General features: G+C 47.2%; 21 protein-coding genes. 2 read left to right on the top strand and 19 right to left on the bottom strand.

Translation table 11 applies throughout. From position 1 onward, the window contains the following. Positions 1–28 precede the first annotated feature (28 nt). The 7 genes from HUF13_RS00530 to HUF13_RS00495 form a co-directional block, all read right to left on the bottom strand. On the bottom strand, positions 29–967 hold the full coding sequence (locus HUF13_RS00530; RefSeq protein WP_173473307.1) for a glycosyltransferase family 2 protein: 939 nt from the start codon (positions 965–967) through the stop codon (positions 29–31). A 15-nt stretch (positions 968–982) separates the two neighbouring features. Beyond that, positions 983–4,216 carry a DUF2723 domain-containing protein gene (locus HUF13_RS00525; RefSeq protein WP_304038665.1) on the bottom strand — a complete coding sequence of 1,078 codons (3,234 nt, stop codon included), beginning with the start codon at positions 4,214–4,216 and terminating at the stop codon, positions 983–985. A gap of 5 nt (positions 4,217–4,221) precedes the next feature. Next, complete coding sequence (nusB, locus tag HUF13_RS00515; protein ID WP_173389538.1) at positions 4,222–4,662, bottom strand: transcription antitermination factor NusB; 441 nt, start codon at positions 4,660–4,662, stop codon at positions 4,222–4,224. A 2-nt stretch (positions 4,663–4,664) separates the two neighbouring features. Further along, positions 4,665–5,132 carry a 6,7-dimethyl-8-ribityllumazine synthase gene (gene ribH / locus HUF13_RS00510; RefSeq protein WP_173473306.1) on the bottom strand — a complete coding sequence of 156 codons (468 nt, stop codon included), beginning with the start codon at positions 5,130–5,132 and terminating at the stop codon, positions 4,665–4,667. A gap of 1 nt (position 5,133) precedes the next feature. After that, positions 5,134–6,381, bottom strand: coding sequence for a bifunctional 3,4-dihydroxy-2-butanone-4-phosphate synthase/GTP cyclohydrolase II (locus tag HUF13_RS00505; protein ID WP_290922111.1), 1,248 nt, complete (start codon positions 6,379–6,381; stop codon positions 5,134–5,136). Then, on the bottom strand, positions 6,368–6,967 hold the full coding sequence (locus tag HUF13_RS00500; protein ID WP_173473305.1) for a riboflavin synthase: 600 nt from the start codon (positions 6,965–6,967) through the stop codon (positions 6,368–6,370). Before HUF13_RS00500 ends, HUF13_RS00505 begins: the two co-directional genes overlap by 14 nt. Before the next feature lie 155 nt (positions 6,968–7,122). After that, positions 7,123–8,034, bottom strand: a complete 912-nt coding sequence (locus HUF13_RS00495) for a hypothetical protein (RefSeq protein ID WP_304038664.1) — start codon at positions 8,032–8,034, stop codon at positions 7,123–7,125. A 269-nt stretch (positions 8,035–8,303) separates the two neighbouring features. On the opposite strand from HUF13_RS00495, the gene HUF13_RS00490 reads away from it, so the two are divergent. Continuing rightward, positions 8,304–9,041, top strand: coding sequence for an Rpn family recombination-promoting nuclease/putative transposase (locus HUF13_RS00490; protein ID WP_304038663.1), 738 nt, complete (start codon positions 8,304–8,306; stop codon positions 9,039–9,041). After that, complete coding sequence (locus tag HUF13_RS17200) at positions 9,004–9,378, top strand: hypothetical protein (protein WP_304038662.1); 375 nt, start codon at positions 9,004–9,006, stop codon at positions 9,376–9,378. Before HUF13_RS00490 ends, HUF13_RS17200 begins: the two co-directional genes overlap by 38 nt. A 53-nt stretch (positions 9,379–9,431) precedes the next feature. Here HUF13_RS17200 and HUF13_RS00485 read toward each other — a convergent pair whose 3' ends face one another. The 12 genes from HUF13_RS00485 to HUF13_RS00430 all read right to left on the bottom strand — a co-directional run bounded on the left by HUF13_RS00485 (position 9,432) and on the right by HUF13_RS00430 (position 25,444). After that, positions 9,432–10,622 (bottom strand): hypothetical protein, encoded by a 1,191-nt coding sequence (locus HUF13_RS00485; protein ID WP_173473304.1) that lies wholly within the window; start codon positions 10,620–10,622, stop codon positions 9,432–9,434. A 61-nt stretch (positions 10,623–10,683) separates the two neighbouring features. Further along, positions 10,684–12,009 (bottom strand): bifunctional diaminohydroxyphosphoribosylaminopyrimidine deaminase/5-amino-6-(5-phosphoribosylamino)uracil reductase RibD, encoded by a 1,326-nt coding sequence (ribD, locus tag HUF13_RS00480; RefSeq protein ID WP_173473303.1) that lies wholly within the window; start codon positions 12,007–12,009, stop codon positions 10,684–10,686. A 60-nt stretch (positions 12,010–12,069) separates the two neighbouring features. Then, entirely contained in the window at positions 12,070–12,507 is a 438-nt protein-coding gene (locus HUF13_RS00475; protein WP_173473302.1) for a rhodanese-like domain-containing protein, read from the bottom strand. 70 nt (positions 12,508–12,577) lie between these two features. Further along, complete coding sequence (locus tag HUF13_RS00470; RefSeq protein WP_173473301.1) at positions 12,578–13,741, bottom strand: alpha/beta hydrolase; 1,164 nt, start codon at positions 13,739–13,741, stop codon at positions 12,578–12,580. 36 nt (positions 13,742–13,777) lie between these two features. Then, entirely contained in the window at positions 13,778–15,526 is a 1,749-nt protein-coding gene (locus tag HUF13_RS00465; protein ID WP_173473300.1) for a 1-deoxy-D-xylulose-5-phosphate synthase, read from the bottom strand. Positions 15,527–15,665: 139 nt separating this feature from the next. Next, positions 15,666–16,592, bottom strand: a complete 927-nt coding sequence (locus HUF13_RS00460; RefSeq protein WP_173473299.1) for a TraB/GumN family protein — start codon at positions 16,590–16,592, stop codon at positions 15,666–15,668. Positions 16,593–16,596: 4 nt separating this feature from the next. Further along, entirely contained in the window at positions 16,597–16,863 is a 267-nt protein-coding gene (locus HUF13_RS00455) for a hypothetical protein (protein WP_173389528.1), read from the bottom strand. Between the two features lie 202 nt (positions 16,864–17,065). After that, positions 17,066–18,142, bottom strand: a complete 1,077-nt coding sequence (locus HUF13_RS00450) for a hypothetical protein (protein ID WP_173473298.1) — start codon at positions 18,140–18,142, stop codon at positions 17,066–17,068. A 318-nt stretch (positions 18,143–18,460) separates the two neighbouring features. Continuing rightward, positions 18,461–22,015 carry a chromosome segregation protein SMC gene (gene smc / locus HUF13_RS00445; protein WP_173473297.1) on the bottom strand — a complete coding sequence of 1,185 codons (3,555 nt, stop codon included), beginning with the start codon at positions 22,013–22,015 and terminating at the stop codon, positions 18,461–18,463. A gap of 132 nt (positions 22,016–22,147) precedes the next feature. Next, positions 22,148–22,648 carry a hypothetical protein gene (locus tag HUF13_RS00440; protein WP_173473296.1) on the bottom strand — a complete coding sequence of 167 codons (501 nt, stop codon included), beginning with the start codon at positions 22,646–22,648 and terminating at the stop codon, positions 22,148–22,150. Beyond that, positions 22,648–23,889 (bottom strand): hypothetical protein, encoded by a 1,242-nt coding sequence (locus tag HUF13_RS00435; RefSeq protein ID WP_173473295.1) that lies wholly within the window; start codon positions 23,887–23,889, stop codon positions 22,648–22,650. Before HUF13_RS00435 ends, HUF13_RS00440 begins: the two co-directional genes overlap by 1 nt. A 136-nt stretch (positions 23,890–24,025) precedes the next feature. Beyond that, positions 24,026–25,444: an MBOAT family protein gene (locus HUF13_RS00430; protein WP_173473294.1), complete on the bottom strand. Its 1,419-nt coding sequence runs from the start codon at positions 25,442–25,444 to the stop codon at positions 24,026–24,028. Positions 25,445–25,614 lie beyond the last annotated feature (170 nt).

The raw sequence follows: 25,614 nt of genomic DNA, 5'->3' as shown, positions 1-25,614 counted from the left end.
ACCTCTCTAAACACAAATCTATACAAAATTACAATTCACCAATGGTATCAGAAACCGGATAAGTCCGTTTTCTACTGCCATTCATCATTTCGCCCAAAAGACCAAGCGAAAAGAACTGAACGCTCATGACAAGCGAGAAGGCGCCAGCCAACAAGAGCGGACGCACATGCATAGCTCCCGTCTGAATCCATTCATAGCCAAAATAACCGCAAATGCCAAGGCCTAAAACGAACAACAACAGCCCGACAAGGCCAAAGAAATGGAGCGGCTTCGAAGAAAAGCTACGCATGAACATCAAAGAGACAAGGTCCAAAAAGCCGCTCACCAAACGAGACACGCCGTATTTGGAAACGCCATGAACGCGCGCGCGGTGCGCCACCGGCATTTCGGTAATGCGGAACCCTTGCCACTTGGCCATCACCGGGATAAAGCGGTGGTAATCGCCGTAAAGCTGGATAAAACGCACCACGGAATTGCGATATGCCTTGATACCGCAATTGAAATCGTGCAAGCGCTTGCCGCAAACCATCGAGACCGTCAAGTTGAAAAGCTTCGACGGCATCGTTTTGTGCCACGGATCCAAGCGGCGAATTTTCCAGCCCGATACAAGGTCATAACCGCTTTCGAGAATCTTGATCATCTTCGGGATTTCGAGCGGGTCATCCTGCAAGTCGCCATCGAGTGTTGCAACGTACTTGCCGCGCGCCTTGGAGAATCCAAGGGCGAGCGCCGCCGCCTTGCCGCAGTTGAACTGGAAACGGAACGCATTCACCGAAGACTTCGGTTTTGCGCCATATTCCTTGGCCAAGCCTTCAATCACCTCCCAGGTATTATCGCGGCTACCGTCATCAATAGCGATAACCTCGAATTCCATACCCGTCGGTTCTATAGCAGCCCAAATTTCCTTAAACAACTGAGGAAGATTTTCACTTTCTTCCTTAACAGGGATAACCAAGCTCAAATCCATTACAAAACCTCGAAACTAGTTAGCAGCGGGAGCAGCTTCGGCAGCGGGCGTTGCTGAATCTTCGTCAACCTTGAGCGATGGATCCGTAATGGATTCAATCTGCTGAAGGCTCATCATCAGGCGGTTCTTACCCGGAGCATCGTAGGCCGGAATGCTTTCAAGACCGCGCTTCACGACATCGAGAGCTTTATCCTTCATGCCGGCAGATGCATACACATACGAAGCAGCCCAGTAGTTGCGCCATTCTCTCGGGAACTGAGCCATACCAAGTTCGAGATACTTAGCGGCGTTCAAAGCAATACGTTCCACTTCTTCCTTGTCAGCCTTGGTAAAGGGCTTCTTGGTAACGAGAGCCGCAATCTTTTCACGAGCGTCGAAGGAAATCTGCAAGTAGAGCGAAACATAGCTGCTGAGGAGGCGTTCCGTTTCGGAGTTGATGAAGGCAGAGCCGTCACCGAGACCGCGGAACTTGTACACGCTATCGATCATGTTTGCAGTAACCTTGGCATCGAAAGCATTCTGCTTCGGCGTGAGGTCGCCCTTCACAAAGTTATAGACCATGCCTTCCTGGACCATGTACTTTTCAAGACCCATGAAGTTAGACATACCGACCGTCGTCGAAATTTCAATCGGACGATCCATGTTATTGAGAGCAAGGTCAATCACAAGCTTGTACTGCGTGAGCATCATGCTTGCGCGGTTTCTCTTAGCCCATTCCGCAAAGGCATCCCACACCTGGTAGTTCACCTTGAACTGGAGCAACTTAGCCGAATCAGCAGAGGAAATGAAAGACGAAGATTCCATCTGGTCAATACGTTCCTTGAGCTTGGGCTTAAGCATTTCGGCCTTGCGGACCCAAGTAGAAACGAGGTGGTTCGGGTTATTGGCGCTGCTATTGTCAAGGACCATATCGTTATCGATGGTTTCCTTGGTGTAAGAGAGCTTGAGAATCGGTTCGTTCGTAAGCATCTGCTTGATGTACCAATCCGTGTTGCCCAAGGAAAGGTTCACCACGCGCACGTCCTTACGGACACCGGCAACTTCCTGAGCAAACCACAGCGGGAACGTATCGTTATCACCATTCGTGAAAAGAATAGCGTTCGGGCGGCAGCTATTGAGGAGGTTATAAGCATAATCCCAAGGAACCCAAAGACCAGAACGGTCATGTTCCTTGTAGTTCGAAACGCACGGAACAATGAGCGAAACAAGCACAAGTGCAGCCGCAATCGGAGATGCAAATGCGGCAGTCGTTGCAGACGTTGCAGCAAGCAACACGAGAATGCCTGCGCCAATACCATAAATCATGCTCATGAAAATAAATGCAGGCGTGTAGAAGTAATCACGTTCGCGAACTTCCATGTGGACGGCTTCCGGGAACGGAGCGCGCTGACCAAAACGGGCGAAGTTTTCTTCGATCTTTTGCCAGTTCTTCCATGCGGTCGTGTTTTCAGCTTCGCTAATTTTCTTTTCGTAATCAGCGATACGAGAAGCAGACGCATTGGTCATGCGAAGTCTTTCAATCGCATACTTGGAAGTTTCAATCGTCTGGCGAAGATCAATGAGTTCGTTCGGATCCGGGAGAGCCGTGATGCCGGCACCGGCGTTATTCAAATCCGCCACATTGCGCGTCATGGCACTCACCCAGTAATCGCGGTCGCGCTGTTCCATGCGGGAGCCATCAGCAAAGTTGATGTAGAACAGGAGGCCAAGAGAGCAAAGCGCATAGAGCGTCGAAATAAAGATACCCACATGCTTGTTGCGTCTATAGACATAAACACAAACTGCGACAAGCAAACCGTTAAAAATCAAGAAGAAGATGAGCTGCCATGCGACATTATCGCCCATGAATGACATCTGCGTCGGAAAACTGATTCCAAAACGTTCAATCGGTTCATTTTCAGAAGCGTCAAACGTATAGACTCCGTTAGCATAGTTCACCCCACCCACCTTGGTCGGCAAGTACTGGGCCATCTGGTAACCACCGTAGCTCATGCTCGGGAAAGAGAGCACCTGGTGAGCCAAGCGGGAACGGCGGTAGAACGCACGAGAAATCATGCTTTCGGAACCGTACTGCTTACGTTCGATGAACGCATTGAAAGCTTCCCAGTTCTTGGCTTCGAAGAGGTTGCTCAACTGGAGGTTGCCCTGTTCGTCGCGGATGTTGAATTCCGGGTCGTTTTCGTCAATCGTCGGGTTGAGTTCCGAACGGATCGGGATGTAAAGGTGCGTGCTGTAACCAACCAAAGCAAAGAATGCAAAGGCAACAGAAAGGAGAAGGCTACGCTTGAGAGCCCCTTCGTTAGACTTGGGGATTCTCCAACCAAGCACGGCATACAAAGCATAACCAGCAATACCCAAGACAACGAGAATACCGATAGTCGCAAGCCAGCTGCCGGTAATCATGGACAAAGCCACGCCGAGCAAAATCGTAAGGCCAACCAACGTGCTACGGACCAAGCTGAGTCCGAGGAACTTGCTAGCGCCGAGAATCACGCCCAAGGCAGCAAGGCAAAGGAAAGAAAGTTCGATGAAAGAAGACACCTGGTAAATCACGGAGCAAAGGAGCGTACCCGTAATCCAGATTGGCAAACGTTCAGGAATCTTTTTCGGCTGAGCAACAAGGAGGAGCGCAAACACGGCCGGAACAGTAAGCATCGTGTAAAGGTGAGCGCCCACGCCGAGGAATGCGATGTAGCAGATAAAGATGAGGATTCTGTCGCTGCTAGCTTCTTCGCGCTTGTTGTACCACACCAAGCCGAGGTAAGAAACGAGCATGAGGATGAACATGGCAACACCATAGACTTCCGCTTCGACAGCGTTGAACCAGAACGTATCGGAGAACGTGAGGAGAAATCCTGCCACGAGAGCAGCGGTGCCAAGCACATACATGCGCATCTTTTCAGAAATCTTTGCTGCAAGCGCGTCCGTTTTGAGGACTGTCGACAAAAGTTCCCATGCAAAGAGCGCCGTTACATAAACCGTCGCTGCAGAACTCACCACAGAAATATAGTTCACGCGCTTTGCGATTTCACCCACGAACGGCAAGAAGAGAATCACCGCACGGGCAAAAAACACGAAGAACGGAGTTCCAGGAGGATGCGGAATACCAAGCGTATTTGCACAAGCGACAAATTCACCGCAGTCCCAGAAAGAGACAGTCGGGGCCATCGTCATCATGTAAACGATTAAAGCAACAAAGCCAGCAATTCCGGCGAAAAGGTGTTTATACCATTTTTCGTTCATCTTCATAACTATTATGCATCCTTCTTAGTATTGTTTGCAACCATGCCACGCTTCTGCATGAACCCCGCAAGGAGCCCGTTCACGAACGTGCCCGAAGAATCCGTGCTGAACTTCGCAGCAATCTGCACAGCTTCAGAAATAACCACCTTCATCGGGACTTCGGTAACATACAAAAGTTCGACCATCGCGATGCGGATAATAATACGGTCAAGAGTCGCCATGCGCTCAATTCCCCAATGAGCGGAGCAAGCTTCGATTTCAGAATCGAGTTCGGCCTTGTGTGCAAGGACCAAGTCGACAAGCTTCATGCCGTACTTTTTCATGTTGTCCTGAAGCGGCTGTGCATCGAGAACGCCCGGAAGAGCATCGGCCACCGTGCCGCCAGAAATTTCCATCGCGTAAAGCAGCTGCATCGCAAAAACGCGAGCAGGTCTAAAACTTACTTGTGCCATAATTATTTCCCAATCTGCTTATAAAGATTTACCATTTCAACGGCTGTTCTAGCCCAGTTGCAGCCGAGGTTCCCGGCCTTGAGACCTGCGCGGTTCATCGCCTGATCCACCGTATCGGTGGTGAGGATTCCAAGAATCACCGGAATCTTGCCTTCGGCAGCGAGAGACGCAATGCCACCCGTCGAATTGTTCACAACCACGTCGTAATGTCCAGTTTCACCACGGATAACGGCGCCGAGAGCAATCACGGCATCGTACTTGCCTGAATCCACGAAACGGCGGCAGATGCCCGGCAGTTCAAAAGCGCCCGGCACATGCGCCACAGCGATATCGTCCGAGGCAACGCCAAGCGTTTCGAGTTCGCGAACAGCACCTTCGAGGAGGCGATCCGTCACCACTTCGTTAAAGCGGGCAACAGCAATGGCCACCTTCATATTAGAACCATTGAGGGAATTTTTGAATTCTTTCATCTTATTTTCCTTCATCTAAAACTTCGGCTGCGCCATGATCCGCATTGTCGAGATGGAGCTCGTGGCCCATCTTTTCTTTCTTGGTGCGCAGGTAGAAACGGTTGATGTTGTTCGGCTTGATTTCGATAGGCACGCGTTCCACAATCTTTAAACCGTAAGCGGAAATGCCCGAAATCTTGCTCGGGTTGTTCGTGAGGAGTCGCATTTCTTTCACGCCGAGGTCTGCCAAAATCTGAGCGCCCGTACCGTACTGGCGCAAGTCGGACTTGAACCCAAGGTGGAGGTTCGCTTCGACCGTGTCCATGCCCTTTTCTTGCAATTCGTAAGCGCGGAGCTTGTTGCAAAGACCGATGCCACGACCTTCCTGACCGCGCATGTAAAGGAACACGCCACCGTGTTCGCCAATGAACTTCATCGCAGCGGCAAGCTGGTCACCACAATCGCAACGTAGGCTACCGAAAATATCGCCCGTGAGGCATTCGCTATGAACGCGCACATAAACCGGCTTACTGAAATCCGGATTACCGGCAACCCAGGCCACATGCTCGACACCATCGGTCTTGCTGCGGTAGGCATAAGCCGTAAAATCGCCGTATTTCGTCGAAACGTGGGGGGCGGCCACACGCTGCACCAGCTTTTCGTTACGCAAACGGTAGTCAATCAAGTCGTGGATAGAGATAATCTTGAGGTCGAACTTCTTGGCGACTTCCTGGAGCTGCGGCATACGAGCCATCGTGCCGTCTTCGTTCATGATCTCGATGAGAGCGGCTGCCGGGCGGAGACCGGCGAGCTTTGCGAGGTCCACAGCGGCTTCGGTGTGACCTGCACGGCGCAAAACGCCTTCTTCTTGAGCGTAAAGCGGAGAAATGTGACCCGGACGACCAAAGTCCGAGGGCTTGGAATTCGGATCGGCGAGAGCCTGGATGGTCGCTGCACGGTCGTGGGCAGAAACACCCGTAGTGCAGCCTTCAAGCTTATCGACCATGACGGTGAACGGAGTGCCGAGCATGGAAGTGTTCTCAACAGTCTGACGCGTAAGATTCAATTCGCGACAGCGAGAAATCGGAAGCGGGCAGCAAAGCACGCCACGCCCCTCGTGGAGCATGAAGTTCACCTTTTCCGGTGTAATCTTTTCGGCGGCGATAATGAAATCGCCCTCATTTTCACGGTCTTCGTCATCAACCACGACCAAGAACTTACCGTTCTTGAAATCCTCAATGGCCTCTTCAATCGTATTAAGCAAGGTCACGTTCCTTTAGATAGTTTTCAATATATTTGCCCAGCATATCGACTTCCACATTCACCACGGTGCCAGGCACCCAGTTCCTGAGATTCGTGCGGGCTAAAGTTTCGGGAATAATGCAGACGCGGATATAATCCTCCCCTTTCTCGGCAACCGTAAGGCTAATACCGTTCAAGGTGATGGAACCACGACGAATCACGTAGCGGCGCAAGTCCTGCGGCAGAGCCAAATCGACCTCAACACCAGTTTCACGCGGAGTAACGCGCAAAACTTCGGTAGTGCAATCGACATGCCCCATCACAAAATGACCGCCCATAAAGCTATCGGCACGGCAAGGATACTCGAGATTCACGAGATCCCCGACTTTAGCCTGCTTAAAAGACGTATTCACGACGGTCTGGTGCATGAGACAGAACGTAGCTTTGTCATCGGTACAGTTTTCAACGGAAAGACACACACCGTTATTGGCAATGCTGTCGCCCAGTTTGCTGTTTTTGAAGAATCCCGGCGATTTCATGCGCATGGTAAGCGCGTCTCCCCTGTTTTCGAGGGAAATGATTTCGCCGGTTGCTTGAATTATACCCGTAAACATACGCGGCAAAATATAGAAAAAGCGTGCAAGGCGAACAAAGCGAGGCTGCTTGCAGACTCATTTTTAAGCCGCAGCCGCGGACGCCGTAAGGCGTCAAAGTAGACAGAAGGAAGTAGGAAGGAAAGTGCAGGTTATTGATAGGGGTAAAAGGCGGATTATTTTTGCTTATTGGTCATTATCAGTTTATAGGAGTCACCGTCTTTAACGGAGCGTACTCGATATACCTGCTTTTTGCCGTCCTTATCCAAGATTTCTATGGGGCAAACGCCCTCTGCAAGGACTGTCACATTCCCCTCGCTATCCTTCTTTTTAATAAAGTTGCATTTGATATCGAAATCCTGAGGTTGTTCTCCAACGTAATTCAGAATTTCGCAATTTGAATGGGAACATTCGCCGAGTGTGAAAAAGTTTCTCGTAATAAATTTTTTGATTGGACGCTGTTGAGAATCAATTGATTGAAGAAAGGCTTCTTCTTTATCTATCCAAAGCTCTCCCTTTCTCTTTACCACATGAAAATTACCAAATAAAAAAGTCTTTGTACGCTGGCTACCCATTAAGCCTGCATTCGCACGAACTGGGCAAATTCCGGTATCCAAAACTTCAAGGAATGATTTTTTATTATTAAACTTCACAAAGTCGCAGAGGAACTCTAAATCTTCACGGGGTATCGGCATATCGTAAAACATGCCTGTATTTTCAGTCTTTTTATGTTGTTCGTTACACAAGGATTTTCGATTCTTCAAAGACGGCATCAACTTTTTAGCCATAGAATCGTTTATCGTCTTGCAGTAATCGACTTCATTTTCACAATAGACGTGGAACTTCGGACTGAAAGGATAATTAACCACAAAAAAATTTTTTTCTATTTTTCTAGAACTCAACAAATAATAAAAAGAAGAAAAGCCCCTCCAACTTACCTTTGAGGGATGCACGCATTTTCCATTTTTAAAATATCCATAAAGGCAATACGAGCAGCCATTTTCATCGATCCATTCGTATTGCGTATTATCAGAAAATGCGCAAGCCACAAGGAATAAAATCAAAAAGGTAAAGGTTTTCATAAACATTTTGTCTAACATACTTTCAAAAGTAAAAAAATGCCATCCAACGTCAACTAAAGCATGTCTAAAATTTAAAATTGCTAACGATTGTATGCAAAATAATTCTAAAACAAAATATCTCTTGCTTTTCTGAAAAGAGTTTGTTAAATTAAGCACATCCGTTTTTGACGATGCAGAACATTTTCAAAAACCTTTATTTGCTAAATCGTTTTCTATATCCGTTATTATATGTAATTGCGTGCCGGTTCGCTTGAATTAAAAGGCACTAAGAACAAATGGAAAACGAAAACAAGACTTCCAAACGAAAACACGATGCATACTTCCGCTGGCTATTTGCCAACACAACTCATGTCCGCTACTTGCTTGAGCTTGCAGCGAAAATAAATCACGATATCGATACATTTCTGAACCAGGTCAATCTCGATACGCTTATGCGTATTCCTGATTCGTATTCGGAAGTTGACGATACCGGCGAAGCAGACCTCGCATTTCGCGTGAATGTTTCGACAGGAGCTCCGATTCTCGTCGGAATCCTGCTAGAGCACAAATCCGGGCGCGATCCCATAATCTTCGACCAAATTTCCAAATACATCCATTCCGTCATGAAAATTCAGGACAAGAACCGGATATTCAGCGGAATCCCGACAATGGCGATAATATTCTACAACGGACGAGATAATTGGAACCCACTTAAAACCTTGGAAAAGTCCTACCCTGAATACTTCCGCGGAAAAGTCCTGCCATTCCAATGCACGTTCGTAAACATGGCAGACATTCCGGACAGCGACTGCCTCGCCTGCGAAGATATCGCAACTGGCATGGGTATAATTGCATTAAAGCACGCATTCAACAAAGATAAGTTGCTAGAACTGTTGCCGCAGTTCTGCAAATTCTTGGATAAAATTCCGCGAAACGAGGCGTCTTGCCTGCTTGAAAAAACAAGTATATATTTCAAGAAACCCCTACGCTTCGGCAATGGAAAAGCAAGCTTTTCCGCTGCTCTCAGCTTGTAGGGTTTTAATAGAGTATTTAGGTAAAGATTTCTTAAAGGAGCTGAACATGGCGTTCGTAAGCATCGGACAAAAATACGGTTTCGTAAGCATTGGCGACTATTTCCGCCAGCAAATGGCTGAAAAAATTGAAGAACGAGTCGGCAAAGAACGTCAACAACTTGAAAAACAATTTAAGGAAAAACTTGAGGAAAAACTTGCTGAAGAACATCAAAAAATAAAGGAAGCTGTAGAAGAAAAAATTAACACGGCTAGAAAAATGGTAAGCGACCAAAAACTAACCATTGAAGAAGCCTCGGCATACTTCAAGCTATCCAAAGAAGAAATTATGGGAAAATAAAAAAAATTATCGGATAATACACGGTCAGCACATCGGGGCTAAAGCGACTCTTCTCAAAGTTCATTTTTCACACAGCGTACTGAATGCGGATACATTTTTGTGTTCGTACTCGTGCTGTAATTACCAAATTTCAGAGATTCTTCGTAACTCATAGGACGGTAAAGAACACTTACCGTTTTAACACTATCGGCACCAACTTCGGTAGAAGTCCACCAAGAGGAATATCTTAAAGCTGCACCTTGCAAACTCATAATAGAAGCATTCGAAGCCTTGTGATCCATAGCTTCGAACAAGTCCAACCATTCATCAGCAGTGGGGAGCCTCCAGCCATTCGGGCAAAAGCCCTCTTTCGACGCTTCATCCCAATAAAAACGAGCCGTATCCGCTTGCATATTATCCATCATCCAATACAAACCTGCTACTTTTGTAGTGCGATACTCCTTATTGTCGCGAGAATCCTTCAAAATAAATTCATTCAATTTCCATTGATTTGAATTGCAAACATACTCAAAAATAGACCCCGCCTTGACAAGCCCATTATTTTCGGATCCACAAAGTCCACATTCTTCTTCAACTTCTAAGGGATAACGCCATTTTCCATGATCGCATACATACAATTTACCCGTTGTCGCATTATTAATTCCACGGTAATCGGTACTATCGCAATCCTGCTTGTAAGCATTCACCTGAAGATCGCTAGCCCGCACCCAATTAATTTCGCTTGTGAAGCCTTCACGCCTATCAGTGCAAATAAAATAATTAGCAACAGTACTCAGCGAATCCTTATTTTTCGCGACAACATTGAAAGAATCCCTGCTGCAAGGCCCAATGCCATAATCATCTTGCCAGAACTTGTAAAATGCCTCTTTATAATCCAAATAATTCAAGTCAAAATCTCTTTCAAGTCGTTCAAAAGCAGATCGTACAATTACATCGCCATTCAATCGCTCTAAAGTCATTTGATACGCACAATCCGCCAACTTGGTCGTCGCTTCACCAAAGTTCCCCTCTTTTTCATAAACGTCTAAGAGCGAATCCGCCACCAAGGAATCTGGCACACAAGAATGTGCGATTGCAGAAATAGCCGCCGTTTTTTCTGGCGTTTTCGCTGAAGAAGAAAGCAAACTTTCATCGTTTTTTGTATCGAGACGGCTCACAACAGAATCCGAAGAACAGCCCACAAAAGCCACACAAAATAAAATGTGAAGAAGAACTGTCCCAAAGAAATAAATTCGCTTGTCCATACACTTAAATATACCCAAATTTATTTCTTCCATTTAAAATGAATTAAAAATTTACTCGTGTCTAATCCGGATAATACACGGTCAGCACATCGGGGCCGATGACGGCAGATTCTTTAGCGACAAGGCCTGCGGGCAATTCGGGGTATTCAAGCCCATATTTCACTGCACCTTGTTCAATAAGCTGGTCCAGTTTTTCATCAACAGAAGTGTCGGTAGAGCGCCACAGATCAAGGCGGTTCCAAAGGGGCTGCGCATTTTCGCGCGCGTCTTGCGCATTTTGAGACTGCGCGCAATTCCGCGCATTATCCAATGAATTCTGCGCATCTTGCTTTTGCGCGCCCGCCTCGTCTTTAAAAAGTTCGCGCGCAAGGCCTGCGCCCGGTTCCACCATCAAACGATGCATTCCGCGGGCAGACAAATCATCAATCATTTTACGCCAGTTTTCGGCAAATGTTTCGTGATTTAAAACGATTGCGTCCGGCAAATTCGGCTGCGCTACGCACGAAAACACCAAAGTTTTTGATATTTTCGACGAGAACGCCACAAAATGCGTAATTTCGTAAGCAGTAAATTCATGATGCCCCGCCCAAATCACTTTAACGGGATCATTACCATCCGCAAAGCGCACGTTCAAACTCGGGTTATCGGCAAGGAGCGTCCCCGCACCAACGAGAACAGCATCGCTCATCGCACGGAGTTCATGATTCCAGCAATTGGCGCCAGGCTTTGTAATCGCAAGCGGCAAATGCATTCCATACGCATCGGCACATCCCATAAATCCATCTTGCGAAACCGCTGACTTGACTTCAACAAATGTACGCTTCGTGCGTACAAAATAATCATACGCTTCAAAGAATCGCTCGACTTCATGGAAAACTTCGCGCCCTTCGCCTTCGCGCAAAGCGCGGTCTTCGGGCGATACACTTTGGAATTCAAAAACGCGGCATTCCGTAGACGATTCGCCATTCGGGCATTCTTCAACGCAAGCGCAAATGCAGGCGTCTACGCCTTCGTGCACTTCGATTCCGGCTTTTTCAAGAATCGCGCGAGAATTCCCATGCACAACAGGGTTCGGGTCGGAATGTGCAAAATAGACTTTCTTGATTCCGGCTTCGATAATCGCCTTAGTGCAAGGCGGTGTTCTACCGTAATGGCAGCACGGTTCCAGAGTCACAAAAATCGAGGCACCACGAGCGAGTTCACCCGCATCGCGTAACGCCATGACTTCTGCATGGGCACTTCCGGGGCATTGCGTATGCCCCTTCCCTACCACAATTCCATCCTTCACAACAACGGCACCCACCGCCGGATTCGGGCGGCTCACGCCAATTGCACCAAAAGCCTGTTGCAAGGCGAAATGCATGTAGTTTGTGAGTTCAGAAGTCATAAGGGAAGGCGATTCAAGATTTAACTGGATCCTTCACGCTACACATTCAGGATGACGGTATTACTTCTGCGGCAAAGCCATAATTCCGCCATCAATGTTGAACACGCGGGTATAGCCATTTTCCACAAGGAATTTCGAAGCAGCCATGCTGCGCTTGCCACTACGGCAATAAATCAACAAGTCCTTGTCCTTCGGAAATTCGCTCAAGCGCTGCGGAATTTCCTGGAGCGGAATGTTAATCGCGGCAGGCGAAGCCTTGCCTTTTTCCACTTCAGCCGGAGTACGCACGTCAATAAGAAGTGCACCAGCCTTGTTCATTTCCAAAGCCTTATTCCAATCAATCGTCGTTACCGTTGCAACAGGTTGTTCAGCAACAGCGGCAGCCGGCTGCACAGCTTCAACCTTATTTACAACAGCCTGCGGTTTCGGTTCTTCAGAAGAATTGCAAGCCGTAGCAAGCAACATTGCACAAAAAGAAATCGCGATCAATTTATTCATTTACATAACTCCTTGTTAAAAAAATAACAATAATTATAATTTTATCTGCAACATCAAGTTTTTTGAGCTGCTATTTTATATGGTCTTCAATAAAGCTGAAAGTTTCGTGATAAGCGTTATCGCGGACTGATTTGCGAGAAAGATACAAGTCATGGAGTCCATTCGGAATCGTGCGCGTTGTCACCTTTTCGCCAAGATACGGCGCCCAATCCTCAATCTGATCCACATCCAAAACACCATCGCAATGCAAATAATCATCCGTCCATTCCACACCATCGGCCGAACAATCGCCATGCATCACAAGCACCGGAGACTTGATTTTCAGCCTTGAATGGAGACGGCTTTGTCCATTCATAACCGCGCGAACCCAGCCCAAATATACAATGGGGCGAACATAGCTCTTCAATGTTTCGTTATAATTCCATTCACCCATTTCCCTCTTTAAAAGAGAGTTGGCATAATTCGGATCCCCCGTCGTTCCCAACGGAAAATCAGGGAAGAACAAACCGGCTTCCGAAACTACCGGCATCACAATTTTGCGCATGAACCAGTTATAGTTAAATTCAAAGAACGGACTATTGAGCACAAGTGCCGCAAAATGAGCATCGCTTCGATCGTTCACGTACAACGAAGAAATCAACCCACCCTGAGAGTGCCCAATGATGATAAACGGAATGTGCTCCGCTTCTTCATAATCATCCACAGCAATTTTTTTACTGAGTTCAACAGCCACATCTAGTTCTGCATAGAACTCCTTGATATTCCGGAAATCCGCGCGCGGTTCATCCGACACATAAGAACGTCCACAGTAGTGCAAATCTATAGCAAAGAACGCAAATCCTGCAGAATCAGCCTTTTCGGCAAGTTCTTTTTGGAAAAAGTAATCGTTATAGCCGTGCACATACAAGATGATTCCGCGCAGACTAACGTTGTTTTGCGAATCCGCACGCGGCGAGCTCCCAAAAGGATACTCGATTAGCGTCGAATGGAAAACCAGATCGCTATCCGGGCTAGTTTCTATCGGATAAACACGAAATGGTTCACCCAACTCCGCATCTGTTTGAACCTTCAACAAAGATTTTTCAATGACATCGGGATGCACATCAATAACAGAAGTACAATCAATTTGAACATCACGCAGAGCTTCAGCATTAGCATAGTACACATAAACCGCCGATGCAATAAAAAAAAGCAACAGCAGAATAATCATGAAGATTATTTTAATTTTTTTCATGCCTACATAATAAAAAATTTCAAAGGACGCAATCGGCTATGAAAGCAGAGTCACCGCGTCTTTTGCAATCTGTGCGGGATTCAAGCGGTTCTTTTCACAGAGTTCCGCAAAGCTAACCTTATCGTAAAACTCTTTCGAAAGCCCGCGCACAAGAACTTTAGCATTTGATTCACCCAAAGCCGCAGCCACTTTTTGCCCAAAGCCACCTTCGACAACGCCATTTTCGAGTGTCACAAATACGTTGTGTGTTTTAGTTAGTTCAAGCAACAAATCTTTATCAACACCACTTGCGTAACGCGGATTCACAAGCGTTGCATCAATGCCTTCGCGACGAAGTTCAAGCGCTACAGCCGCTGCTCGTTGATAGAAATCGCCAAGACCAATCAAGGCGATACGCTCGCCACGATGCACCACCTTGAACTTGTTGAGGTTAGAATAATCCTTTTCAAAAATGTCGCTACGATGGTGCACGGCATTCGGAATGCGAATCGCCACTGGATGTCCCGTCTGTTCAATTGCCCAGTCCGCCATCGTCTTGAACTCTTCAACGCACGTCGGGCACAAATAAACTAAGTTCGGAATATTACTCATCATCGGGATATCAAAAATGCAAAGATGAGTCGTATCGTTCATGCCATCGGCACCTGACATCGTCACCAAAATTGTCGCGGGATTATTATTGGCGCAAAGATCCTGCGAAAGCTGGTCATAAGTGCGCTGGATAAACGTGCCGTGCGTACTGTACACAGGCTTCGCACCACCCTTCGCCAGTCCTGATGCTAGCGCCACAGCATGTTCTTCGGCAATACCCACGTCGATGTATTGCGGCCCCGCTTCTTTGCGACGAGCGGCATGGAAACCAATCCCCGCCGGAACGGCAGAATGAATCACGACCACCTTTGGATCGCTCTTGATTTTTGCCATAAGGTACAAGCCAAGAATTTCGCTGTAACTTTCGCCATTGCCCCAGTAGATTTCACCAGTATCCGCATTGAACGGAGCGGCCCAATGCCACATTTCGCGGTTTTGTTCTGCAAATGAAAAACCGCGGCCCTTTTGAGTATGGATATGCACCACAACCGGGCGGGTCGAATCTTTCACGGACTTGAATATTTCGATGAGCGATGCAATATCGTTACCTTGTTCCAAGTACTTGTAATCAAAGCCAAGCGCCTTGAAGTAATTATTTTCGGACTTGCCGCCAGTCGAGCGGAGATCCGCCAAGGACTTGTACAAGCCGCCGTGATTTTCGGCAATGGACATTTCGTTATCGTTTACCACCACGATAAAATTCGTAGCGTATTCGCCCGCATTGTCAAGGCCTTCAAACGCTTCGCCACCGCTCAAGGAACCGTCGCCAATCACCGCAATCACATAGCCCGATTCACGCAGCACATCGCGAGCCGTCGCAAGCCCTAGCGCAAGGCTCACCGACGTAGAGGTATGCCCCACCATAAAAAAGTCGTGTTCACTTTCGGTCGGTTCGCTATAACCCGTCACATCGCCATAATGCGATTCATCCAAGAACGCCTGGGCGCGGCCCGTAAGCATCTTGTGGCTGTAGCTCTGGTGGCTCACGTCATAAACAATCTTGTCTTTCGGGGATTCAAAAACGTAATGGAGCGCAATCGTCGCTTCCACAAATCCAAGGTTCGGCCCCACATGCCCACCGCACTGAGAAAGTTTTTTAACGAGCACCGAGCGCATTTCTGCGGCAAGCTGTTCGAGGGATTTAACATCCAACGCTTTAACGTCGGCAGGGGACTTGATTTTTTCTAAAAACATGTAGAACCAAACTATTTTTAAAGGTGACCTTTAGTAATATATACAAAATGTCCTGCAAAATGTGAGATTTCTGCGGGAATATGTTACGAATGTAAACAGTGGTCGAGAGGAAAGTAAGAAGTAGACAGTAGGAAGTTATTTACAACCGTTCTACACTCAGGCCTTTACGACGCAGAATTTCAATGACATTTTTTTTGAATCCGGTCAGATGCGCAGCCCCGACAACAACAAAGACTTTGCGATTTTCATCAAGGAACTTGGAAACTGAATCAGCCATCCGGCCATTACGCGAATACAAAATCTTATCATACATAAAATCTTGCATCAGAGAATCCTCATGGCTAAACTCGCCCATCCTCATATTCGCTGCATACGTAAGCAACGAATCATTCCCTGTTTTCCATGCATTTTTGAATTTCGCAATAGAGGAATCCAATAAGGCAATATCTTTTATCATATTTCTCATGGCAAAAACACCGATGGAATCAGGAATGTCCATACCCGTAAACAATTTCACTTGCAATTCAACAGTTTCAAGTGAAATAATTTTCTTTTTCATTTTCCGAGCCATTGTCAAGAAATACAAATCAATACCCAATCTCGCATCAAGTCCCGCGCGCTGATTGGCTATAGAACTAAGGGTCATAGCTGCAGCCCAAGGTTTATAGCCGCTAAAGAAATCCACCGGAATAGACCACGCTAGGCAAAGGCTATCGAGAGAATAAAGGGCATCTTCAGGGAGAAACATATCCAAAGTTTTGTCGCCATCAAGTTTTCCTAACAAAGAAGAGAGATGCACGCTCTTCTGGAAAACGGTAGAATCGCTGATGTCAATTTCTACAGCCAGCTCATCGGAACGGTCAAAAGCATTTACGATAACAGAATCAAGCGGATAAAACGTCTTATCGGCAAAGTGAATGCTACCGAGAATATAAACGCTAGAATTCTGATCGGAGATTTTCCAAAGAAAATGCTGGCGAGGTTTATCTTTTAGAGAACATCCCAACAAGGACACCGAGAGAAACGCGACAGCAAGCCACAAAAGCGTTTTTATTTTAAGCGGCATAAAACTAAAGCACGTATAACGCTAGATAAAGCGTAAACGCGATAAAGATAATGGCAATGGGCACAAGGAACCAAAAGCACAAGAAGCCGACTTTCAAATCGTAGAAGAACATCTTCCAGCGGCCGCGCTTGGTCTTGCAAATTTCACTGCGGCATTCGGGGCAGATATTGCCAATCTTATTGCGAACGCGAATGGCAAGATTTCCCTGCAAAGGCGACATTCCGACCTTGTCGTTGAATTCTTTTTTGCAAATTGAACACGTAGTCTGCATGCAAAGAATATAGTAAATAGAACGTCAGCTATGAGGTCGCTTCGCTTTGACGCCTTCGGCGTCCGCAGCTTCACTCGGTCATAAAATTATGCAAGCATAATTTTGCGACACTCGTTTTGCACGCTTTTGAGCGGTTCTAATTGCAATAACCTCATACCCCAAAGTGCCGCAGGCACGACCCCATACCCCACACCATAAAGTTCTAATTGCTTAAGCCTCTAAACAGCGTAGTTATTTCTAACGAGTCGCGATTTCCTTCAAAATTATGACCACCGGAATATCTATATCTCAATTTCCATGTAATCAAAGTGTCTTTTTCCAAAGGCGATTCAAGATTATTCCAAAGATAGAATGGCCTTTTATTATATGACGTGGGATAAGTCGAAAGCATTGATATGGGACGAAGTTCGATTTCCTTATAAATGCAAACACGTTTAGAATCTTCCGTCGTTGTGCACTTGGTAGTATTCGATGCCCAGTCCGGCAATCCTTCCACCGAAACAGAATATCCTGTGAACAACGTATCCATTCCAAAAATTTCTTTTTGCGTGTCAAGAGTATCTAGTGCATTGCGGAACGCAGCTGTATCAAACGCAGGCGCATTGATGGCAGGAACATAATCCGTCCATGCCGTTGGACCATAATTCAAGAACGTTGTGTCAAGAGCAATGGTTCGATATGTCATATGGAATGCATCATGGAAAACAGTATCACGCACACAGCGGAATCCCGGTTCAGAGCACACAGACTTTTTTATTACTATTACAGTTGAATCATAATACAAATCCGGCAAACGAATAGCAACGACCTTAGCAGAACTTGCTTCAAGTTCATACATATAACAAATGCTAGCTTCTGTACAACTAAACGTCTTTTGCGTATCAGAAGAATCAAGCTTGCAATAAATAGGCACGCGACCGCACGGACCTGACGCCCCGCTTTTTTCAGCTGTAGGTTTGGTTAGCGTATCTGTTTTTTCCGTATAACGATCAAGGTAAATAAAGCTAGTATACTTTTTATTGTCTGTAATTATGGTATCATCGTAAACAGTGTCCTTATAAATATTGATGACACTACGGACAAAAATGGTATCACAAAAAGTATGCAAAGAGTCCAATTGCTCTTGCGATTTAGAGTCCTGCCATGCAATCGTGCATTTGCCATCTGGAGTATAAGCAATCGGTTCTGAATTCGATTCCGGGCCAAATGTTGAGCTATTGCACGACGCAAACATCGCCACAATCGGAAAAAGCAAAAGAATTTGGGATATGTTTTTCATGTAAATAAAACTATAAAAGCTTTACAGAAAAACGAATGCAAAAATGAAGTAAAAACGGGAGTGGATGCGAAAATCAACGCCTAAAAAGTACAAAATGTATTATATAGAACGTTGTTAGTCAGTAGATTAAAGCTTGACGCGATTATAATTTTTTTCAATTGATTTTTTGATTACACAACAGAAACAGTCATCTTCCGTTAGGAAGATCCATACCAATCCAACTGCATTTACAAGATATATGGAGTCTCCTTCGGAGAATGATCATCATGCACTACGAGCTTCGGCAACATGCTAACAGTTCTGTCTACTGTCTACTAACTAAATCGCAAACTTTGTTGCATCGGCGAGCTGCACGCTAGCAATACGAGAAATACCCTTGATTTCCTGCGTCACACCATAGAGCATATCGGCTTCGGCCATGGTACGCTTGTTATGCGTCACGACGATGAACAAGGTCTGCTTACTGAATTCACGGAGGAGCGCCATAAAGCGACCGACGTTAGCGTCATCAAGCGGACCATCGACTTCGTCCAGCACGCAGTACGGAGACGGCTTTTCCATGTAGATTGCGAACAAAAGCGCTGTTGCAGTAAGCGCGTGTTCACCACCGGAAAGCGCCTTGATACCGCGCATTTTCTTGCCTGTCGGGCGGACGTTGATTTCAATGTCGGCGTCGAGGATGTCCATGGGCTTGCCCATTTCATCGACTTTCTCGACGAGGCTCATCTTCGTTTCGCCATTGAGGAACAGCTTACTGAACACGAACTGGAAGTTCTTCTGGATGCGTGCAAACGTATCGAGGTAACGCTGGCGGGCAATGTCGTCGAGCTTTGTAATGGTGCGGTCAAGCGATGCACGGGCGCGGTCAAGGTCGTCGAACTGTTTTTCGACTTCTTCCAAACGCTTCTTTTCGTCTTCGTAATCTTCCATCACGTTGATGTTAATCGGGCCGAGTTCCTTGATTTTGCCGCGGAGTTCACGGATTTCGCGGTCGGCTTCTGGCTGCGTGTATTCCACGCGTTCAACATTCTCGGGATTGTCCAAATCGACAGTCCATTCGTTCGTGATGCGTTCGCGGAGACGGTCAAGATTGTTCTGCAAGGATTCCTGACGACGGCCAACGTCATTCAGTTCCTTCATCTTTTCAATCATGTCATCGCGAAGGCGGTTCACTTCGTCGCGCCAGCCTTCCAAATCACCGCTCACGAGGTCGTAGCGTTCACGAGCCAAATCGCGGTTGCGTTCGAGTTCACGGAGCGCGTTATCCTTCACTTGCGCTTCGTCGGCAAGCTTGTTGCAATCCGTCTCGAACTTTTCAATCGAAACCGTGTTCTTTTCGATTTCTTCGCGGCGGTTGCGAATCGTATTGTCCAAGAATTCCATCTGGTCCGCAATAGCGACTAAGCGGTTCTGATTCTGCTTGAGGCGAGAAGTCTTGTCTTGCGCGCTGCGTTCGAGTTCGCGGACATCTTCTTCTTTTTCGCGAAGCATCGTCTCGTTTTCGCCCAGCTGATCCGAAATCGTCTGGTAACGTTCTTCGACCTTTTCGACTTCGGTTTCGGCTTCGGCAAGTTCCGCATCGCTGTTCTTGGACTGCGCCGCCGCTTCAATTCTGTTCTGTGCGTTCGTTACTTCGCCATTCAACTGGTTCAAGCGACGGGTGCAGTTTTCAACCGTATTCCTGTGAATGCGGATAGAAGCATCGCCACCACGCAGAGAATCGCGCTTTTCGCGAATTTCATCGACGAGCGACGAGAGCATTTGAGCGTCTTCTTCGGTCAGTTCACGCAAACGGTCCACGTTTTCTTCGCCGGCAGAAATATCGCCTTGCACTTTTTCCAAAAGCGCTTCGGCATCTGCAATTTCGTTTTTGCGGGAGAGTGCCCCCGACGTCGAAACGCCAAACGACACAAGACCGCTTGTACGCACAATCGTATCGGCGGTGACAAAATTCAAGTTTTCGCCACGGTATTCCTTCGCCAAATTAAGCGCTGTCTGCAAAGAATCCACAACAAAATAGCGCGAGAGAATTCCCGAAAGCCACGGAGAAACTTCGTCATCCGTCTTGACAAAATCTTTGAGCGAACCGACAACGCCCGGATTGTTCACCGGCTTGTCGTAAGCAGGAGCGGCACTTGAAACGAGCGACATGAGCACCTTGCCCACGTTTTCGCTCTTGAGCGCATCCACAATTTCGTTCACGGCACTGTCGCCATTCACGACAACAGAATCCAAAATTTCACCGAGAGCGGCTTCGACGCTCGAAGCGTATTCCGGCGTTGCCTCGATGCGTTCCGAAACAAGACCGCCAATGAGGTTCGACTTGTTTTCCTTGAGGTAACGGTTTGCGTCCGAGCCTTCGTTCATCACGCTCTGGAGCACATCGATTCGAGACTGCAATCGGGCTTCTTCGTTCTTTAAGCCCTGCAATTTCTGCTGTGCTTCGGTGAGTTCCGCACGTTCGGATTCCAAGCGTTCTTCGCGCGTGGCGCGCTGTTCTTCGAGATTTTCAATTTCGCGATTCGTGTCCTCGATGCCCGCCTGGATTTCGGCGATGTTAGCTTCGGCATCGGACTTTTGCTTATCGAGGCCTTCGATTTCAGTCTGCCACTTCGCAATGTTCGACTGGAGCATGTTGACTTCGGCGTCCATGCGTTCAAAGCGCCCGCGGAGGGAGTTCACGCGGTTTGTGGCCTGCAAGCGTTCATTCGAAAGTTCACGGGACTGCGTACGCAAGTCATCGACCTTATCGCGCATGACCTGGAGCGTTTCGCGTTCGCGTTCCAAAAGCGCATTCAGCTCATCCATGTCGTTTTCGCTACCGAGAACGGCAATTTCTTCTTCGAGACGAGCTTTTTCTTGAGAAAGTTCCTGCGACTTGAGTTCGCTGCGTTCGATTTCGCCCTGAGCCTTATCGTTCGAAGACTGGAGGCCCGACATGGAATCGCGCAAACGGACAATGTTATTATTCAAGTCATTGAGTGCAATCGTTGCCGCCTGGACTTCACGTTCCAAATCTCGGTAAGCGTTTTCATCTTCGCTAATGGCAAGCTTCTTTTCTTCAATCTTCGCTTGGAGTTCAGTGGCCTGCGTCTTGGAAGATTCCACTTCGTGATTCATACGCTTGGTCGTTGAATCGAGCGTGGCCAAACCTTCCTTGTAGTCTTCAAACTTATCGAGGCTGACAGACAAATCGAGTTCGCGGAGGCGCGTATTCAATTTCTTGTAAGCATTGACCTTTTCGGCCTGCGTTTCATAGAGACGGACAGAACGGCGGACACTGCGCAAGTTGTCTTCGACACGTTCCATATCCATCTGCACGCGTTCAAGCTGGCGGCGCGTTTCCTTGCGCTGCTGCTTGTACTTGCTCACGCCGGCAGCTTCTTCAAAAAGCACTCGACGATCGTCCGCCTTATCCGAAAGAACCGCCTTGATCATGTCGGCGTTCATCTGCGAATACGTGCTGGAACCAAGGCCCGAGTCAAAAAGCAAAGCGTGAACGTCACGCAGACGGCATTCCTGGTTATTGATGAGGTATTCGCCCGAACCATCGCGGTGCACACGACGCGTCACAATGACTTCGGAATAATCAGAAGCAAGCGTACCATCGCTATTATCGATGACGATAGAAACTTCGGCAAGACTCATGGCGGCACGTTCTTCGGTACCGCTAAAGATAACGTCTTGCATTTTGCCCATACGCAAAGCAGCGGCTTTCTGTTCGCCAAGCACCCAGCGGATAGCATCCGTAATATTGGACTTGCCACAGCCGTTCGGCCCAACAACCGCCGTAAGACCCTTCGTCGGGAAGTTAATTTCCGTTCTCTGCGCGAAGGATTTAAAACCAAAAATCTTTAACTTAGTTATCTGCACTGGAGCAAAATGTAGTAAAAAAGTAGGAAGTAGGCGGTAAGAAGTAGACAGGGGAACTTAGTTGGCAGAGCTTAGCCCGCTTCGCTCTTAGAACTTAGAATTTCTTAAAGAGATGATAGAATGTTCTAAGTTCTACTTAAACATAAACGCAACATTCCCGTCTTCGTCTTGCGAGACTACAAGGTACTGGCTGCCGCCTTCGAAATCGAGGTCCGTTTCAGTATAGACCATGTGAACATGCCCTTCCTGACTGCAACCATTATCATCTATTTCAAATACGTTCGGTTCGCCTTGCTTGGCTAAAGCATACACTCTAACGGGAGTGCTATAAGTTGCACAAACCTTACCTACACTTGCAAGCAACTTGCCATTCCACTTGTCAAAGCGCACGCGGACCTTAAACGTTCCTACCCAGTCTTCTTCGACGACCTTGCTTTTTTCGCCCGGCTCAATTGCATCGCGAATCCACGTACGAACAGAAGAACCATCCTCAGAAACAATATCCAGTCCAAGAATCGTCACATCGGTCTTATTTTCAACCTGGAGTCGAGTCGACGTATCAATGAACAAATGACTCATGCACGCCGTCAAACTAAGCGCAACAAGACAAAGGAACAATCGCAAGTATTTCATTAGTTGCCTCCTTCGTTAGAAGTCGTTTCGGGAGCCCCCACCTTTTCATAGCGGATTCCCTTCGCATGAATAACCTTATGTCCCTGAGCATCGATTGTCGGAGTTTCCGAATCTTGTTCCGCGCGGGACTTCATGAGCTTTTTCAAATCAAATCGGCTCTTGGTCGTTTCCATGGGCGTAGGTTTTGCAGCACCACGTCCAAAGAACTTGCCATCAGTTGCACCAATATTGAACTTGATTTCAGCAACGAGAGTTCCTTTTGCGTGGAACATGTTTTCATAATCAAACGATGAATTATAACCTAAACGCAAGAACAGCAAATCAATAGCACCGCCCCAAAGCAAATCCTGCGCACCCGCAAATTCGTGACGGCGGTAGCACGAAGCTTCAACGCCAATCATTCGAGACGGATCCGGATAGAACTTCAAAGCCGCAGAACGGAATCCATCATCCGGGAAATCGAACGTCACATCGGCATACACCCTTTGTTCATAAAGATTTTGTTCCCAATTAAGACGAAGGAAGTTATCATCATCGTCATTTTTCTTGCGGCGATAAATCGTAGCGTTCAAATTCGGCAAATACGTTTTGTATCCGCTCCCGACTCCACCATAAAGTTCACGGGATTCAAGATCCAAAGAAAGACGGAGCGTCTGGAACGTGCCACGATAGAAACTACCCTGGAAACTCACGTTTTTATAACGTGCATGGGCCCAATAGAACAGCAGCGAATCGCTTTCGTGCGGAAAAACTTTTGAACTCGCCAATTCCAAATTCTGGTGTTGCAAACCGAGAGCCGCCGTAACATCATACTTTGTATTCGTGTAAGAAAAGCCCCACGTAAACGCAGACGAAATATGAGCAAAATCGCCAAAATGCGGGAAGAAGAAAAAGTCCTGAGAATCCCAGCCGGCACGGTCAAACCACGTGAGGAATCCGAAATGCGAGACCGAGTCCAGCACCCAGCTCCCGAAAATTCCATAATGATGCCTAAAAGCATAGCCGTTATGAACACCATATTTGCTTTTCAATTGCAACTGTTCCGACGAAGGCGTATAAGTGTAACCGATATCGAAAAATCCGCCTCGCCCACCGCGCATCACAAGACCGATATCACGGAGTTGACGGTCGCGCATCGTGAGGCCGCCCTGTGTAAGAGCCTCGGTAGGAATCGGGTCTGCATAAGCAACTCCCGTTGCCAACGCAAGTAAGAAGAATATCCTATTTAAACCATTTTTCATGGATTATAATATAGTAAAGGAAAAGTGAGTGATTAGTGGTTGGTGGTTAGTGGTTAGGAATGTAATAAAACATTCCAATTACACATCCTGATTACTAACCACTGCTTACTAATCACTGTTTACTGCGGCTCCGCCGCTAGAATTGAAAATAAAGGAACGGGTTGTAGCTCTGGGTAAATAAAGCGAGCGTTGCGAGAACAAAAAGCGCAAGCGCTACGAACGCCTTTTTGAAAGAAATATTATCGCACCAGTCAAAGCTACGGAATTTCCAGAAGGCAAGCATCCACGCAAGAAGCATGAACACAATGCAGCTCGGCGTAAATATCTCAGCTGATAAAATAGCATCAGATGCAGCAACCGCATTCAAGCCGAGCATATTCTTCCACATCCGCCACGCATCGCCAATAGAATCAGCACGGAACAGCACCCAGCCAAAAAGCACGATCACCTGCGTAATCGCAAGCTGAACAACCTTTGGAGCCTTGTAATAAAAAGCATTCTTGTTGTTCGCGCGCTCGACAATCATAAAAAACGCATGATAAAGGCCCCAGCACACGAACGTCCAGTTTGCGCCATGCCAAACACCGCTCACGAACATAACCAAGAACAAATTAAAATACAAGCGAGCTTTGCCAACACGGTTTCCGCCTAGCGGGATGTACAGGTAATCGCGGAACCAGCTCGTGAGTGAAATGTGCCAGCGCTTCCAAAATTCAGTAATGCTCTTGGAACGATACGGACCGTTAAAGTTTCGCGGGAAATGGAATCCGAGCATGAGTCCAAGGCCAATCGCCATGTTCGAGTACGCCGAAAAATCAAAGTAAATCTGTAACATGTACGCAAGTGAGCCCCACCAACTGTTGATGACTCCCGGAGCATCAGCCGCAAAAACGCGATCGGCAATAATGCCCACCTGGTTTGCAAGGAAAATCTTTTCGGCAAAGCCGAAGCAAAAAAAGACGATACCACGAACAAAATTTTCGAGCGTATGCGTGCGGGTTTCAAGCTCTTCGGCCACCGTATTGTAGCGCACGATCGGCCCCGCCACAAGCTGCGGGAACAAGGCCACATAACAAGCAAATGTCGCAAAATTCTTGACCGGCGGTGCAGAGCCGCGCCATACGTCTATCGCATAGCTCATCGACTGGAACGAGTAGAACGAAATACCCACCGGCAAAAGCACGGTCATGATCGAGAATGGTTCGCAACCAAGCATCGTTGCAAAATCATTCACGATCCCCATGCCAAACATATAATACTTGAAAAAGCCGAGCGCCCCGAGATTCACCGCAATCGCAGTCCCAAGTGCAAAATTCCGCTGGAACTTGCTTGCGTTAGGCGCCGAGATGAACCGTCCAGCCACGTACACCACAAGCGTGCAGCCGAACATGAGGAACACGAGCCACGGTTCCAGCCAGCCGTAAAAGACGTAACTGAAGATGGTGATGAACAAGTTCAGGAACGAATGCTTGGCCCCGAACTTGAAGAGAACAAAGTAGCCAACCAAGAACGTCGGCAAGAAATAGAACAAGAAAATTTGGGAAGAGAAAACCATGGATTAGTAGGAAGTAGACTGTAGGAAGTAGGCTGTGAGGTTTGAGCTCGGGGCTTTCGCCCCTTTGGGGTATGGGGTTATTGTAATTAGAAAAGCTCAGAGCGAAGCAACCTCATAGGAGCTTTAGCTCCGTGCCCATAGCCCAAAGCGAGTAAAACGAGCGACCTCAT

The organism is Fibrobacter succinogenes (genome assembly GCF_902779965.1).
GTDB classification, from domain to species: Bacteria; Fibrobacterota; Fibrobacteria; order Fibrobacterales; family Fibrobacteraceae; genus Fibrobacter; species Fibrobacter succinogenes_F.
Note: the sequence above shows the minus strand (reverse complement) of the source record. Positions and strands in the feature narration are given on the sequence as shown.